This is a genomic window from Paraburkholderia gardini (assembly GCF_907164575.1).
GTDB classification, from domain to species: domain Bacteria; phylum Pseudomonadota; class Gammaproteobacteria; order Burkholderiales; family Burkholderiaceae; genus Paraburkholderia; species Paraburkholderia gardini.
This window is the reverse complement of record NZ_CAJQYY010000007.1, coordinates 21110-35707: the sequence shown is the minus strand read 5'-3', so window position 1 is coordinate 35707 and position 14598 is coordinate 21110. Positions and strand designations below refer to the sequence as shown.

Genomic DNA, 14598 nt, shown 5'->3' with positions numbered 1-14598 from the left:
TTCCTTGCTGTACAGGGTCCAGTCATGGTCAAGGAGATGTTGTGAACACAGGAAATCCAGCAGGCGCCGGCGCGGCGTTCCGCGCCGCAGTTGCCACTGAACAGCCGCTGCAGGTTGTCGGCGCGATTACCGCCTACGCGGCGAAGATGGCCGAGGCCGTCGGTTTCAAGGCGGTCTATCTGTCGGGCGGCGGCGTCGCGGCCAATTCGCTGGGCGTACCCGATCTCGGCATCAGCACGATGGACGACGTCCTGATCGACGCCCGGCGCATCACCGATGCAACGAACCTTCCGCTGCTCGTGGATATCGATACCGGCTGGGGTGGCGCGTTCAACATCGCGCGCACCGTGAAGTCGTTCATCAAGGCGGGCGTCGCGGCTGTGCATCTGGAAGACCAGGTCGGCCAGAAGCGTTGCGGCCATCGTCCGGGCAAGGAATGCGTGTCGAAGGAAGAGATGGTCGATCGCGTGAAGGCCGCCGTCGATGCCCGCACCGACGACCAGTTCGTCATCATGGCGCGCACCGACGCCGCCGCGGTCGAAGGCATCGATGCGGCGATCGAGCGCGCGGTGACGTATGTCGAAGCCGGCGCGGACATGATCTTCCCCGAAGCAATGAAATCGCTCGACGACTATCGCCGCTTCAAGGCCGCGGTCAAGGTGCCGATTCTCGCGAACCTGACCGAATTCGGCTCGACGCCGTTTTTCACCACCGCCGAACTGCGCGACGCGAACGTCGACATCGCGCTCTACTGCTGCGGCGCGTATCGCGCGATGAATGCAGCCGCGCTCAACTTCTACGAAGTCGTGAAGCGCGACGGAACGCAAAAGGCTGCGGTGGAAACCATGCAGTCGCGCGCCGATCTGTACGACTACCTTGGCTATCACGCGTACGAAGACAAGCTCGACGCGCTGTTTGCCGGACAGAAATAATCAGGACCTTGAGGACGACACCATGAGCGAAGCAGATAACAGCGCGCCTGCAGCCGGCGCATTCAAACCGAAGAAATCCGTCGCCCTGTCGGGCGTGACGGCGGGCAACACGGCGTTGTGCACGGTCGGCAAGACCGGCAACGACCTGCACTACCGCGGCTACGACATCCTCGACATCGCCACCACGTGCGAGTTCGAGGAAATCGCGTACCTGCTCGTGCACGAAAAGCTGCCCACGCAGGCTGAACTGGCGGCCTACAAGACGAAGCTCAAGGCATTGCGCGGCCTGCCCGCGAACCTGAAGGCCGCGCTCGAATGGATTCCCGCGTCGGCCCATCCGATGGACGTGATGCGCACCGGCGTCTCGATGCTCGGCACCGTGCTGCCCGAGAAAGACGACCACAATCTGCCAGGCGCGCGCGATATCGCCGACCGGCTGATGGCGTCGCTCGGTTCGATGCTGCTCTACTGGTATCACTACTCGCACAACGGCAAGCGTATCGAGGTCGAAACCGACGACGATTCGATCGGCGGCCACTTCCTGCATCTGCTGCACGGCGTCGCGCCGTCGAAGTCGTGGGTCGAGGCGATGCACACGTCGCTCAATCTTTACGCCGAGCATGAGTTCAATGCATCGACCTTTACCGGCCGCGTGATCGCGGGCACGGGCTCGGACCTCTATTCGGCGATCACCGGTGCGATCGGCGCGCTGCGCGGCCCGAAGCACGGCGGCGCGAATGAAGTCGCGTTCGAGATCCAGTCGCGCTACCAGACGCCCGATGAAGCCGAAGCGGATATCCGCCGGCGCGTGGAGAACAAGGAAGTCGTGATCGGTTTCGGCCATCCGGTGTACACGATCTCGGACCCGCGCAACAAGGTGATCAAGGACGTCGCCAAGAAGCTGTCGAAGGAAGCCGGGAACCTGAAGCTCTTCAGCATCGCCGAGCGGCTCGAAACGGTGATGGCCGATGCGAAGAAGATGTTCCCGAATCTCGACTGGTTCAGCGCGGTGTCGTATCACATGATGGGCGTGCCGACGGCGATGTTCACGCCGCTTTTCGTGATCGCGCGAACCGCGGGCTGGAGCGCGCACATCATCGAGCAGCGCATCGACAACAAGATCATCCGACCCAGTGCGAATTACACCGGTCCGGACAATTTGCCGTTCGTGCCGCTGGCAAAGCGCGGCTGAGCGAGCGGGCCCATCGGCGGCGCAGTGAAAGCGCCGCATGTTTCTCCTCCATCGCGTGCACGACGCGCGACGCGATGAAGTTGGGCCTTGACTCGCTCAACCCACGAGTCAAGGCTGTTTTTTTACCCGGATATTTCCGGACGCTGCAACTCGCGCCCGGTGTACCACCTGACCACAAGACACCATGAGCCAACACATCTCCAACGTCCGGCCCGAACCGGATCAAGTTCTCGTCGATATCGTCGATTACGTGCTCAACTACACGATCGACAGCACGCTCGCGCTCGAAACAGCGCGTAACTGCCTGATCGACACGCTCGGCTGCGGACTCGAGGCACTCACGTACCCCGCCTGCACGAAACTGATGGGACCGATCGTGCCCGGCACGATCGTGCCGAACGGCGCGAAGGTGCCGGGCACCTCGTTCCAGCTCGATCCGGTGCAGGCCGCCTTCAACATCGGCGCGATGATCCGCTGGCTCGACTTCAACGACACGTGGCTCGCCGCTGAATGGGGCCATCCGTCGGACAACCTCGGCGGCATTCTCGCCACCGCCGACTGGCTCTCGCGCAACGCCATCGCCGCGGGCAAAAAGCCGCTGACGATGAAAGACGTCCTGGTCGGCATGATCAAGGCGCACGAAATCCAGGGCTGCATCGCGCTCGAAAACTCGTTCAACAAGGTCGGGCTCGATCACGTGCTGCTCGTGAAGCTCGCCTCGACCGCCGTGGTCGGCCAGCTGATCGGCCTCACGCGCGATGAGCTGATCAACGCGGTGTCGCTCGCGTTCGTCGATGGCCACTCGCTGCGCACCTACCGTCACGCGCCGAACACGGGCTCGCGCAAGTCGTGGGCCGCGGGTGATGCGACCTCGCGCGCCGTACGTCTCGCGCTGATCGCGAAGACCGGCGAAATGGGCTATCCGTCCGTGCTGAGCGCTAAAACGTGGGGCTTTTACGACGTGCTCTTCAAGGGCAACGCGTTCCAGTTCCAGCGTCCGTACGGCTCGTACGTGATGGAGAACGTGCTGTTCAAGATCTCGTTCCCGGCCGAATTCCACTCGCAGACTGCCGTGGAAGCCGCGATGACCCTGCATGAAAAGCTGCGTGCAGCCGGCAAAAAAGTCGAGGACATCAGCAAGATCACGATCCGCACGCACGAGGCGGCGATTCGCATCATCGATAAAAAGGGTCCGCTGAACAATCCGGCCGACCGCGATCACTGCATCCAGTACATGATCGCCGTGCCGCTGATTCACGGTCGCCTGACGGCAGCCGATTACGAAGATTCGATCGCCCAGGACGCGCGTATCGATGCGCTGCGCGACAAGATGGAATGCGTCGAGGACACGCAGTTCACGCAGGATTATCACAACCCGGAAAAGCGCTCGATCGCGAACGCGCTCACGGTCGAATTCAGTGACGGTTCGAAGTTCGACGAGGTCGTCGTCGAATATCCGATCGGCCACAAGCGGCGGCGCACCGACGGCATTCCGCTGCTGGTCGAGAAGTTTAAAACCAACCTCGCCCGACGTTTCCCGGCGAAGCAGCAACAGGCGATTCTCGACGTGTCGCTGGATCAGGCAAGGCTCGAAGCCACGCCGGTCAATGAATACGTCGATCTGTATGTGATCTGAGCGCGCTGAAACCAGGCAGCCAGGCTACACCATCAGGCAACGACAGACAGCCCCGGCAAGCGACTTGCCGGGGCTGTCTTATTTTGCGTCGTCAGGGTTTGAACGAAACAATGCGCCTAGCCGCGCCCTTGCGGCAGATACGGCATTGGATCGATCGGCATGCCGTCGTGACGCAGCTCGAACAACACGGAGACACGTGTGTTGTTCTCGTTGCCCATTTCGGCAATCTGCTGTCCCTGATGCACGATGTCGCCCGTTTTGACGAGCAGCTTGCGGTTGTGCGAGTAAGCCGTCAGAAAGTCCTTGTTGTGCTGGACGATGATGAGACTGCCGTACTCGTTGAGCCCGGTGCCGGCATACATGACCTTGCCGTCGGCGGCCGCGCGCACGGGATCGCCGGCATTGCCCGCGATTTCGATACCCCTTGTTTCACCCGCCTGGAACGGCTCGACGACGACACCCTGCGCCGGCCACGCCAGCGCCACGCTCTTTGCGGCACGCCTGGTCTGCGCTGCCATCGCGCGTGAATCCGCGGAACTCGCCGGTGCGCGCGCAGCGACCGGATTGCCATTCGCATCGACAGTCGTGGTCACCGTCTGCTGCGTGACGATGCGCAGCACCTGCCCTTTCTTCACGTGCGCCGAAGCGTTCATCCGGTTCCACGCCAGCAGATCCTTCACGCTGCAATTGTTCTTCTGCGCGATGCGAGCCAGTGTGTCACCGCGTTTGACCCGGTAATGGATCGTTTTTGTCGTCGTGACGGTGCGGGTGGTAACCGCATCGCTTGCTGCCTGCTGCGCCTGCGTGGCTGCATCGGATGCCTGTGCGGCAGCCGCCGCGGCCTGCGCGCTCGCGGCCGCGTTATCCGCCGAAGCACCTTGCTGCCCGACGTTCGCACAACCGCTGATCGCCACGGCGACCCACAAACCGGCGAGACCCGTTTTTGTCCTGTCGAAGCGACTTCTCAACATGTTCGACTCCTGCGTCTTTCAGTAGCCACGCTTTTCGTACGTTGCGCAGAAGGCATGCATTCACGTAATGGCGTCTTATACGGACGGCACAATGGAAAACCCACATCGTTGAGTCCGCAACCAGCTTGCGCCGGTCCGCGCATGAAGCGGCCTTCTCATTCTCGCAACAGGGAAAGACTCCTCACACGAAAAGGGCCAGATTCACGATTAGATTTCACGCAGCATTGTAATGGTCGCTTCACAATCTGCGCGCTGTCCGAACAACTCGATACAAATGCTTACGAAGCGAATATTTCGACCGGCTGAAGTCGATATCGCCGCAACCTGGGCGCGAAAACGGACATCCGCCGGACGTGGGGTGCGATCGTGGCCCCGTGACTCGTCCAGCACGGCGCAACCGTTCAGGTCAGAAACCCGCACGGCGGCTGGCACGACCGCCTCTTTCTTAACGGCAGCATGCTCACGAACTTGAGGGAAAGCTTGAATACGCGCGGCTTTCAGTCGGGTTGCCACGCGATGCCGCTTGAGCCGCATCGCGCATGTTTCAACCGCACGCGCACCCGAACGCTTCGCGCATTGAGCGGTGCCTGCAGGGCTCGTTAAGCGATTTGCCCGGACCTGCTAACATCGGCGGGTTGTATCACGCGCTGAAACCGCAGTCGCGCCGGGGAATTTCCGTTATCAACCCGGCCGGTTTCATCGGCCCGGCAGCCGGTTCACGACTGCCTGCACAACCAGCTTTCCCCGCTTTTCGTGGCGCTTCGCGCCTTGCGCGCCATTCCGGCCGCGCAGGCAACGCACGCGATACCGGTTCTCCTTATTCAGCAAACCTCATGCTGGCAACCACGCATCTCGCGTGCGTCCCGCATGAGGTTGTTCTGGCAACACTTATGCAAACGTCACAGCACCGTCTCGTCGAGCTTGATTTCTTTCGTGGGCTCGTGCTGCTCATCATCGTGGTCGATCACATCGGCGGCAGCATCCTGTCGCGCTTCACGCTGCACGCCTGGGCGTTGTGCGACGCCGCGGAAGTGTTCGTGTTCCTCGGCGGGTTCGCCACCGCAACCGCGTATGCCGCGCTCGCCGAACGTCGCACCGATGCCATCGCCCGTAACCGCTTTCTCAAACGTTCGCTCGAGATTTACCGTGCGTTTCTCGTCACCGCAGGCCTGATGCTGCTCGTCAGCGCGATGATGGTCGCGTTCAGCGTCGACGCGCCGAACCTCGCCACGAACGATCTCGATGACCTGATCAATGCGCCGCTTGCGTCGCTCGGCGACATCCTGCTGTTCCGTCGTCAGCCATATCTGGCGTCGGTGCTGCCGATGTACGCGTTCTTCGCGCTGATGGTGCCCGTCGTGCTGCCGCTCGCGCGCGGCAAGCCGTGGCTGCTGCTCGCGGGCAGCGTCGCGCTGTGGGCCGGCGCGCCGCATCTGGCCGGCTGGCTGCCGGGCGTCGGAAACACACCGTGGGACTTCAACCCGCTCGCGTGGCAGCTGATGTTCGTAGTGGGCCTGATCGCGCGTTGCCAGCCGGTCTGGCAGCGCGTCGCCGCGTGTCGCTGGGGCTGGATCGTCACCCTGCTGGCCGCGGGGGTCGTCGGAGCGGCGGCGTACTACAAGCTCGCCATCGCAACGGCGCCACTCGCCCCGGGCTTCAAACAGAATCTCATGTGGCTGCGTGTGCTGAATTTTCTGGCGATCGCATGGCTGGTCGCCACGCTCGTACGCTTCGGCTGGACCGGCAAGATCGCGCAAAGGCTGCCGTGGATCAGTCTGATCGGCCGCAAGGGCCTCGTGTGTTTCGTCGCGGGAACCGTGATTTCGCTCGTCGTCGATTCGCTGCTGTATCAGGCAACCGATGGCCTGCTCGACGTCCCGCTCGGCCTCGCCGCCGATGCGATCGCGGTCGTCTCGCTAATGCTCGTCGCGTGGGCGGCGGAGCCGGTTTCGCGGTTCATCGCGTCGTGCGCGAGCCGCCGGCCCGCTCGTGCGCGAGGCATCGCAAACCTCGCGCGCGCATCGGGCACGGCGCGAGCCAATCGATACGACTAGCGCGCCCAGTCGTTCCACAGCACCATCAGCACGGTCATCAACGCCGGGCCGATAAAGAGACCGAGCAGGCCGAACGTCTCCGCGCCGCCCAGAATGCCGAACAGCACGAGCAGAAACGGCAACCGTGTCGAGCCGCCAATCAGCACGGGCCGCACGAAATGCTCCGCGACGAACACGACGACGAAGCCGACCGCCGCCAGGCCGATCGCACCCGCGACCGAGCCTTGCACGAACAGCCAGAGCGCCGCGCAGCAGAACACGATGGGCGCGCAGAACGGCAACATCGCCGCGATGGCGGTCACGAGTCCAAGCAGCGCCGCGTGCGGCACGCCGACGATCGCATAGACGACTCCGAGCAGCACACCTTCGCCGAGCCCGACCACCACGAGGCCCGTTACCGTGCTGCGTACCGCGCCGGCCATGCGCTGGATCAGCCGCGCGCCTTCCGGGCCGAACGCGCGCCGCGCGCCCGTGAGCAGCGTATCCGACAGCTTCGGACCGGCCTGCAGGATCATGAAGAGCGTCACGAGCATGAAGCCGAACACGACGAGCACATGCGCCGCACGCGCGCCGAAATGCCGCCCGAAAGTCAGTACGGCCTCGCTGTGCAGGCCTTTCATCGCGGCCGAGCCGCGCAGCGGCTGTTCCAGATTCGTCTGCCACCAGCCCGTGATCTGGGCGACGCCGAACGGCAGATGGTTAACGAAGTCCGGCACCGGAACGCCGTTTTCCTGCGCGTCGCGAAACCATGCAAGGACATCGTGCGCCTCGTTGAGCGCCTGCGCGATACCAAGCCCGATCGGCAGCACCACCAGCAGCGAGACGGCCGCGGTGAACACGAACGCAATCACCGTCGTGCGGCCCTGGAACAGGGTGTGGCTTTCCACGCGTCTGAGCAGCGGCCAGAGCGCGATGGCGATCACGCTCGCCCAGACCACGGCAGGGATGAACGAACGCACGATCCACAGCGCTAGCAGCACGAGCGCTACGTACAGCACCTGCAGCCCGATTTTCTGGGCTTTCTGGCGACTGGATTGCGGGTCGGGCGATGCGGGCAGACGCTGGTTCATGAAGCCTCGATGCTGGGTTGAATAACGACGGACGATGCGGCCTGAGGGGAAAACGCCTCCGAAAGCGCGACGCACGAAGCGATCCCGCATCTTAAAGGATGCCCGGCGCGAGCCCGCCCGTCGACAGTGAAGCCGTCTCGACCGGCCACCAGACGCCGGCTGGATGTCGCGCCCGAAACAACACAGCGTTGCAAAAACATGCCATATCGCGTGAAACGGGGCGTCGTTCCGTCCCGCAAGGCGACCGTGGCACCATTGTTGCTAAACATGGAACGGTGTTTCAACGTATGCACAATGTTCTTCCCGCGCGCGCGGGACTACATTCGGGCACACCACACAACGGAGCCGACCATGCAGACCCTAGCGTCCTTACCTCTGAGCGGAACAGAAGGCGTGCACATCGAGATTCTCGAGCGCTCCGACACGACGCTGGTCATCCGCTGGGTCGAGCCGGGCCGCTGCCATTACGGCGAGCAGCGCTGGCGCCGCCGCTCGGCGCACACGTCGGGCACCTGCGCGCTGTCGCGCAGCAAGATCCGTCGCGGCGATGCCGTCTTCAAACCGGCTGAGCGCCCCGCGCCTTCGAACGCAGCGGCCATGATCTCCGCCGAAATCCTCGGCAACCTGCTCGACGCCTGATCCGGTTTCATCGCGCCCCTGGCGACGGCAGGCCGATCGCGCGGGCACGGTGCTTCGCCGGCGGCAGGTTCGCCAGCGACTGCGCCTCTACGAGCGCCTCGATGCGCGCCGCGATATCGGCGTCGAACGCGGCGGCCTTCGGGCCCGATGTATCGACGTGCAGCAGCATCTGCTCACCGGCAGCCACGGGCACATCACGAGCGTCGGTGAACATCTCCAGATAGATATGCAGCCGCTTCGTGTCGTGCGCGAGCACGCGCACATCGACGCGCACCGGCGCATCTTCCTTGATCTCGTGCAGATAGTTGACGTGCGCCTCGAGCGTATAGATCGACCGGGCGCGCGCCCGGCGCGTCGCATCATCGAGTCCGATCCGCTCGATCAGCACGTCCGCCGCGTAACTGAAAAGCAGCAGATAGAACGCGTCGCGCAAATGGCCGTTGTAGTCCACCCATTCGGCGCGGACCCTGTCGCGATACACAACCAGCGGCGTTTCGTCGGGCATGGGATTTTCCTGTTCTGTTCCAGTCCGGGTCGCGATGAATCGCCCGTCAGCCACATCGTAAACGGTCGACGGCATGCGTTGCAGCGGGGCACGTCTTTTCTGCCATCCGGCGATGCCCGTACGCGCGCATCAACGGACGCCGGCGCCTCGCTCGCATTTGATAGCGCGCAAGGCGGGCGATTGCGGCGAGCGCCCGTGTGCGGTACCGTGAGACGGATCGCGCCGGCGGCTCACGCGCATCGCCGGCTTCACCGCACCGCATCATCCACGCAACGCCGTTTGGGACGGGACCATGGCAGAAAACGATCCGACGCTATCGATTGCTCCGCAACAATTCTCCACCGACGTCATGCTCGAAAAATACGCCAAGGGCGACGAGCAGACGGTCGACGACGTCTACCGGCGCGTCGCGCGCGGCGTGGCGATGGCGGAGCCGGAAGCGCTGCGTCCGGTGATCGAGGCACGCTTCGTCGACAACCTGCTGCACGGCGCGCTCGGCGCCGGCCGCATCATGAGCGCGGCGGGCAGCGGCCTCGCGGCCACGCTGATCAACTGCTTCGTGCAGCCGGTCGGCGATTCGATCCAGGGCGTCGACGACGAAGGTCTGCCCGGCATCTACGTCGCGCTGTTGCAGGCCGCCGAAACCATGCGGCGCGGCGGCGGCGTCGGCTATAACTTTTCCGCGATCCGTCCGCGCGGCGCGCGCGTTCACACCACCAGTTCCTCGGCATCCGGTCCGTGCAGCTACATGGATGTGTTCGACGCGTCGTGCCGCACCGTCGAAAGTGCGGGCTCGCGGCGCGGCGCGCAGATGGCCGTGCTCGACTGCGATCACCCCGACCTCATCGAATTCATCGAAGCCAAGCATTCGAAGGGACGCTGGAACAACTTCAACGTGTCGGTCGCCGTGACGGACGCGTTCATGCGCGCGGTCGAAGCCAGCGCGCCGTGGCAACTCGTGCATCGCGCGGAGCCCTCGCCCGCGATGCGCGCGGCGAACGATCTGCGCCAGCGCGACGACGGCTACTGGATCTACGCCGAGAAACCCGCGCGCGAAATCTGGGACAAGATCATGCGCTCGACGTATGACGTCGCCGAACCGGGCGTCGTGTTCGTCTCGCGCATGAACGAGGACAACAACCTGCGGGCGATCGAAACGATCCGCGCCACCAACCCGTGCGGCGAGCAGCCGCTGCCGGCGTATGGCTGCTGCAATCTGGGGCCGCTCAATCTCACGCGTTTCGTTATCGATCCGTTTGCGCAGATGCACGGCGGCACGCCTTCGTTCGACTGGGAAGCGCTCGCGCACCGCACGCGCACGCAGGTGCGTTTTCTCGACGACGTGCTCGACGTCACGCTCTGGCCGCTCGACGAACAGCGCGACGAGGCCGCGGCGAAGCGGCGTATCGGCGTCGGCCTGACCGGTCTGGGCGACACGCTCGTGATGCTCGGTCTTCGTTACGACGCGCAGGAAGGCCGCGATTTCGCGGCCCGCGTCGCGCGGCTGATGCGTGACGAGGCGTATCGCGCGTCGGTCGAACTCGCACGCGAGCGCGGCGCGTTTCCGCTCTTCGACGCGGCCCGCTATCTGGAAGACGGCACCTTCGCGTCGCGCCTGCCGGAGGACCTGAAGGACGCGATCCGTCGCCACGGCATCCGCAACAGTCACCTGCTTTCCATCGCGCCGACCGGCACGGTCAGCCTCGCGTTCGCGGACAACGCGTCGAACGGCATCGAGCCCGCGTTCTCGTGGACTTACACGCGCATGAAGATCATGGCCGACGGCAGCCGTCAGCAGTTCGCGGTCGAAGATCACGCGTGGCGTCTCTACCGCGAACTCGGCGGCGACGTCGGCACGCTGCCCGACTATTTCGTCAGCGCGCTGGAGATGTCCGCGCGCGACCATCTGGACATGATGGCGGCCGTGCAGCCCTTCGTCGATACGTCGATTTCGAAGACGGTGAACGTGCCCGCCGATTACCCGTTCGAGGATTTTGAGGGCCTCTATTTCGATGCGTGGAAAAGCGGGCTGAAAGGGCTCGCCACGTATCGTCCCAACGAGACGCTCGGTGCCGTGCTGAGTGTCACCCCCACCGGGACGGACACGCCCGACGAAGTGCCCGGCGCGGCGGATCTCGACCCGCTGCGCGTGACGCTCGATCATCGCCCGAGAGGCGAGCTGCCCGCCATCATCGAAAAGGTCGAGTATCTGACGCAGCTCGGCAAGAAGTCGCTGTACGTGGCGGTATCGTTCATCGAGGTCACCGGGCGCATTGCCGGCGAGGAAGTCACCATCGAGCGGCCGATCGAAATTTTCATCCCGGCCGGCCAGCGCGACGATTCGCAGCAATGGATCACAGCCACGATGCGTTCTCTGTCGCTCGCGGCGCGCGGCGGGTTCATCGCACGCAATCTGCAGGACATGCGCAAGGTCTCGTGGGATCGCGGCCAGGTGCGGCTCGGCGAAGTGCTGCGCCCCGACGGCCATCGTTCGCCGCGCTGGCACGATTCGGAAGTCGCGGCGCTCGGCTACGCGATCCAGCAGATCCTGCACCGTCGCGGTTTTCTGGACGCGGAAGGCAACCAGGTGCCGTCGCGCCTGCTCGCCCGCCTGCCACGCGGGCAGATGGTCGACACCACGCACGCGGCGATGGCGAATGCGCCGCGCCGCGAGCCCGGCGCGGATTCCGGCGCCGATGCCAGCATCACAGCCAGCGCACCCGCATCCGCGCCGGCCATGCTCGGCAGCAAGTGCGACTACTGCGGCGCGAACGCCGTCATCCGAAAGGACGGCTGCGATTTTTGTACCGCCTGCGGGGAAATTGGCGCGTGCGGGTAAGCGGATTTATCAGGAACCTCGCGCTGATGTGGGCCGCACCATAAAATGAAATATCCGCAGCATAAAATGAAATGACCAACAGCATAAAATGAAATATTTCATTTCGTGCAATGTTCAAGCAAATGTCCGTCCCGCGTCCGCCTGTTTAGCAGGCGGGCGCTTTTAAATCGGCTTCCATCTAACCGTCATCACCGTTGCCGCCCACTCGACCGCAGATGCACGTACAGTGCTCGGCTAGGATTTTCGGTATTGCTGAACTGTCGAGATCGATCTGCTCACGGATAATGCTGGGAAACCTAATTTGTGAGACTGGGCCGCGTTTCGTGAGACTGGATTTACCAAATTAGCGGGACTGCCCGGATTGGCGGTCGCTTCTCGCGGGATTCGCCGGTTCGGCTTTCCTGTGGGCAGGAGGTCGAACTATCGTGCTGGTACACGTTTAGTGCGACGGAAATGTGCGCGGGTAAAACACTGCGTGACGTTGAAGGGCAACCACCTTTACAATCCAATGCCGCCCCCCAACGGAGCTTAATCGGGCCCGCGTTAACGTAGGCTTCTCACGAGGTATCCCCGCGCGCTCGGCATCACTTAGCAGCGCATATCCGCAATGATCGCGTGATACAGGAGAAAGACGTACGGGGGCGGCACCTTACGATAGAGACGAACCGGGACCGAATGGCCAGCATTCCCAACTTCGACGCGATCACCGAGTCGGCTGTCCGCAGCAACATAGGCTTCTTTTCGCGCCGCGTTCTCGGAATCTCATACGACCGCCTGAAGGCGATCATTTACCCGCGCGCGCCTTACCGTAGCTTTATCATCAAAAAGCGCGACGGCACGGCGCGGCTCATTCACGAACCGCGCAAGCGCTTGAAGATCCTACAAGAAAAGGTTCTTGCGTTTTTGGACGAACGCTCCGGTCCGGTAAAGCCCTCAGTGCACGGCTTCGTTCGCAAGCGAAGCATCCTGACGAACGCGCGGGTGCACTGCTCGCCGAAGACCCAGCACCTGCTCAACATTGACTTGGAAGATTTCTTCCCCAGTATCACGTTTTATCGAGTTAGGGGCGTGCTGCGGAAGCATCCGTTTAACTTCTCGCACGAGGTGGCTACGGTCATCGCCCATCTCTGCACGCTCGACCGGACGCTGCCGCAGGGCGCGCCCACCTCGCCGTTTTTCTCCAACCTGATCTGCCGGTCGATGGATCGCGACTTGACCGAACTGGCGCGCCATAGCCTGGCACGCTACACACGCTACGCCGACGATATAACGTTCTCGTTTCACGTCCGCAACGCCGCGCGACTGCCGGCTGCGATTTGCTCCGTCGATGCAGAAGGCGCCGTTCAGATTGGCCAGGAACTGCACGATGTTCTCGTCAACAAGCACCATTTCAACCTCAACTCGTCGAAGACGCGGTTGAGCGACCGCAGCCGAAGGCTGGAGGTTACCGGGCTCACGATCAACCGATTTCCGAACGTTCCTCGCATCTTCATCGACCGGATTCGTGGCGCGCTGAACGCATGGGAGAAGCACGGTTACGATGCTGCCGAAAAGACGTGGCAAGCTCGTGTGGTGGCACAGTCCAACGGGGCGTATGAGAAGAAACCGTGGAAACGCCAGACGCGCAGCGGGAAGGTTCCTGAACTGAAAAACGTCCTCTGGGGCAAGTTGCTTTACCTGCGCATGGTGCGTGGAAAAGACGATCTGATCTACACCAAGCTCGCCGAGCGCTATAACGCCGCCGTCGGTGCGGCGCAAGCCACAGGGGTATTTCACGCGCCGAAACTACCGGTGCAGCCGGTGGTGCGGGACAAAGTAACCGCGCAGGAAGCGTGCTTCGTCGTGGAGTGGTATGGGGATTATAACGAGCCGGGTATCGGAGCCGAGATGCCCTACGTCCAAGGAACGGCCTTCGTCTACCGCGAACTCAATGTGCTCATAACCTGCAATCACGCGCTCGTCTGGGAAAACGAAGAAGGGAAGTTCCCTGCGGTGATCGACTATGAAAGCGCGCACCTCAGCGGCAAAGTTTTATCACTCGTTCGGCCGGGAACCAAGGAAAAGTGGCCCGCCAAGGTCATCTACCGCAATAAGCCAATGGATTTTGCCCTGCTCGCTTTCGACGGCGCGCCTCCGCTGCACCGGTATTTCTCCGCGATGGACAACCCCATCGAGCCGGGCGCACAAGGGTTCCTCATCGGTTATCCGGCGTGGAAACGTTGGAATCTGCCAGACATCAACCAGCAGACGGTCTTGAATCGGACTTCGCCACACATCGGCATGAACAGTTTTACCGTCACCGGAGCAGGTAGCATCCGGCCCGGCAACAGCGGCGGACCCTTCACAGATGACCGTTTTCGGGTCGCGGGCATGGCGCAACGCGGGGCGCACATGGGCGTTGGGCATGACGAGAACCTGTGCATCGAGATCATCGACGACTTGATTGCGAAATACAGAGCATCGATGGTCCCGCCGCCTCCGGCTGCCCCCGCGCCGGCTGACCCTGCGGCTTCTGTCTCTGCACCGGTGCTGGGGGTGCCTCCCCCCGCGCCAAGCGCTCCTGCGGCTCCAGCTTCTTCGCAAAATGCCGCGCCCGTAGCACTACCCCCGCCGCAGACTGACACTTGAACGAAAACCGGCTCGGCGCAAGGCGCCCGCGTGCCGCTATTGGGAATAGTCTCTTGAGTCCACGAATGCACGTGCAACGAAGCGGGGCGATGACAAGTAAAAGATGGGCGCTGAGCGTCACGCATTGCTCAA

The 14598-nt window shown here is 63.1% G+C and carries 11 protein-coding genes; 7 read left to right on the top strand and 4 right to left on the bottom strand.

The genetic code is table 11. The annotated features are described in order from the left end of the window. The first annotated feature begins 41 nt into the window (after window positions 1-41). The 3 genes from prpB (at window position 42) to LPA34_RS07355 (ending at window position 3760) form a co-directional block, all read left to right on the top strand. Window positions 42-932 (top strand): methylisocitrate lyase, encoded by an 891-nt coding sequence (prpB, locus tag LPA34_RS07365; protein ID WP_228976513.1) that lies wholly within the window; start codon window positions 42-44, stop codon window positions 930-932. Window positions 933-954: 22 nt separating this feature from the next. Next, on the top strand, window positions 955-2124 hold the full coding sequence (gene prpC, locus LPA34_RS07360) for a bifunctional 2-methylcitrate synthase/citrate synthase (protein ID WP_228976511.1): 1170 nt from the start codon (window positions 955-957) through the stop codon (window positions 2122-2124). A gap of 184 nt (window positions 2125-2308) precedes the next feature. Beyond that, complete coding sequence (locus LPA34_RS07355; RefSeq protein WP_228976510.1) at window positions 2309-3760, top strand: bifunctional 2-methylcitrate dehydratase/aconitate hydratase; 1452 nt, start codon at window positions 2309-2311, stop codon at window positions 3758-3760. 116 nt (window positions 3761-3876) lie between these two features. Here LPA34_RS07355 and LPA34_RS07350 read toward each other — a convergent pair whose 3' ends face one another. Together LPA34_RS07350 and LPA34_RS07345 are read right to left on the bottom strand one after the other, a co-directional pair. Then, entirely contained in the window at window positions 3877-4731 is an 855-nt protein-coding gene (locus LPA34_RS07350) for a peptidoglycan DD-metalloendopeptidase family protein (protein ID WP_228976508.1), read from the bottom strand. 207 nt (window positions 4732-4938) lie between these two features. Then, window positions 4939-5265 carry a hypothetical protein gene (locus LPA34_RS07345; protein ID WP_228976505.1) on the bottom strand — a complete coding sequence of 109 codons (327 nt, stop codon included), beginning with the start codon at window positions 5263-5265 and terminating at the stop codon, window positions 4939-4941. A gap of 356 nt (window positions 5266-5621) precedes the next feature. Between LPA34_RS07345 and LPA34_RS07340 the strand changes: the two genes are divergently transcribed. Next, window positions 5622-6785: an OpgC domain-containing protein gene (locus tag LPA34_RS07340; RefSeq protein WP_228976503.1), complete on the top strand. Its 1164-nt coding sequence runs from the start codon at window positions 5622-5624 to the stop codon at window positions 6783-6785. On the opposite strand, the gene LPA34_RS07335 is transcribed toward LPA34_RS07340, so the two are convergent. Further along, entirely contained in the window at window positions 6782-7855 is a 1074-nt protein-coding gene (locus LPA34_RS07335; RefSeq protein ID WP_228976501.1) for an AI-2E family transporter, read from the bottom strand. The two genes, LPA34_RS07340 and LPA34_RS07335, sit on opposite strands and share 4 nt — an antisense overlap. 351 nt (window positions 7856-8206) lie before the next feature. On the opposite strand from LPA34_RS07335, the gene LPA34_RS07330 reads away from it, so the two are divergent. After that, on the top strand, window positions 8207-8494 hold the full coding sequence (locus LPA34_RS07330; RefSeq protein WP_228976499.1) for a DUF3331 domain-containing protein: 288 nt from the start codon (window positions 8207-8209) through the stop codon (window positions 8492-8494). A gap of 7 nt (window positions 8495-8501) precedes the next feature. On the opposite strand, the gene LPA34_RS07325 is transcribed toward LPA34_RS07330, so the two are convergent. Further along, window positions 8502-8999, bottom strand: coding sequence for a thioesterase family protein (locus tag LPA34_RS07325; RefSeq protein ID WP_228976497.1), 498 nt, complete (start codon window positions 8997-8999; stop codon window positions 8502-8504). A 292-nt stretch (window positions 9000-9291) separates the two neighbouring features. On the opposite strand from LPA34_RS07325, the gene LPA34_RS07320 reads away from it, so the two are divergent. Further along, window positions 9292-11838 (top strand): adenosylcobalamin-dependent ribonucleoside-diphosphate reductase, encoded by a 2547-nt coding sequence (locus LPA34_RS07320; RefSeq protein WP_228976496.1) that lies wholly within the window; start codon window positions 9292-9294, stop codon window positions 11836-11838. Window positions 11839-12513: 675 nt separating this feature from the next. Further along, entirely contained in the window at window positions 12514-14466 is a 1953-nt protein-coding gene (locus LPA34_RS07315; protein ID WP_228976494.1) for a reverse transcriptase domain-containing protein, read from the top strand. Window positions 14467-14598 lie beyond the last annotated feature (132 nt).

Excerpts from the sequence above, each read along its gene's own strand:
- LPA34_RS07335 (WP_228976501.1), bottom strand. The coding sequence starts at position 7,855 with ATGAACCAGCGTCTGCCCGCATCGCCCGACCCGCAATCCAGTCGCCAG.
- LPA34_RS07330 (WP_228976499.1), top strand. The coding sequence starts at position 8,207 with ATGCAGACCCTAGCGTCCTTACCTCTGAGCGGAACAGAAGGCGTGCAC.
- LPA34_RS07345 (WP_228976505.1), bottom strand. The coding sequence starts at position 5,265 with ATGCGGCTCAAGCGGCATCGCGTGGCAACCCGACTGAAAGCCGCGCGT.
- LPA34_RS07350 (WP_228976508.1), bottom strand. The coding sequence starts at position 4,731 with ATGTTGAGAAGTCGCTTCGACAGGACAAAAACGGGTCTCGCCGGTTTG.
- LPA34_RS07325 (WP_228976497.1), bottom strand. The coding sequence starts at position 8,999 with ATGCCCGACGAAACGCCGCTGGTTGTGTATCGCGACAGGGTCCGCGCC.
- LPA34_RS07340 (WP_228976503.1), top strand. The coding sequence starts at position 5,622 with ATGCAAACGTCACAGCACCGTCTCGTCGAGCTTGATTTCTTTCGTGGG.
- LPA34_RS07315 (WP_228976494.1), top strand. The coding sequence starts at position 12,514 with ATGGCCAGCATTCCCAACTTCGACGCGATCACCGAGTCGGCTGTCCGC.
- LPA34_RS07320 (WP_228976496.1), top strand. The coding sequence starts at position 9,292 with ATGGCAGAAAACGATCCGACGCTATCGATTGCTCCGCAACAATTCTCC.
- prpC (WP_228976511.1), top strand. The coding sequence starts at position 955 with ATGAGCGAAGCAGATAACAGCGCGCCTGCAGCCGGCGCATTCAAACCG.
- LPA34_RS07355 (WP_228976510.1), top strand. The coding sequence starts at position 2,309 with ATGAGCCAACACATCTCCAACGTCCGGCCCGAACCGGATCAAGTTCTC.